Source organism: Rhizobacter sp. P1_G5 (genome assembly GCF_056405435.1).
This window is the reverse complement of the sequence record NZ_JBFUCB010001180.1, coordinates 1-620: the sequence shown is the minus strand read 5'-3', so window position 1 is coordinate 620 and position 620 is coordinate 1. Positions and strand designations below refer to the sequence as shown.

The window sequence follows — 620 nt, the reverse complement described above, 5'->3', positions numbered from 1 at the left end:
CACCGTGACGATCGGCACCATGATGTTCTTCAGCAGGTGCACCCGCAGGATGCGGCTCCAGCCGACGCCCTTGGCGCGCGCGAACTTGATGTAGTCCATCGGCAGCGCCTCGCGCGTGGCGGCGCGCGTCACGCGGATGATCAGCGCGCTCTTCGCGAGCGCGATCGTCACGGCCGGCAGCAGCAGGCGCGACCAGCCGTCGAGCGTCAGCACGCTGAGATCGAGCGGCCCGAGGTGCACCGTGGCGCCGCGCCCGCTCGCCGGCAGCCAGCCGAGCTGCACCGCGAACACCATAATCAGCATCAGCCCGACCCAGAAATTGGGCAGYGAGAAGCCGAGCACCGAGCCGGCCATGATGCCGCGCGCACTCAGCGCCTGCGGCCGCAGGCCTGCCCAGATGCCGAGCGGAATGCCCACCAGCACCGACAGGCCCATCGACACCAGCGCGAGCTCCAGCGTGGCCGGCATGCGCTCCAGGATCAGGCCCATCGCCGACTGCCCGGTCAGGAAGCTCTTGCCGAAATCGAGCCGCAGCGCATGCGACATGAAGATGCCGTACTGCTGCCACAGCGGCTTGTCGAGGCCGAAGCTGGCGCGGATCTCGGCGCGGTCCTGCTCGG

1 protein-coding gene is annotated in these 620 nt (G+C 69.5%); it reads right to left on the bottom strand.

Annotation, left to right across the window (positions count from 1 at the left end; genetic code table 11):
* On the bottom strand, positions 1-620 hold a 620-nt coding region (locus tag AC1D12_RS34850), incomplete at both ends, for an ABC transporter permease (protein ID WP_477845605.1).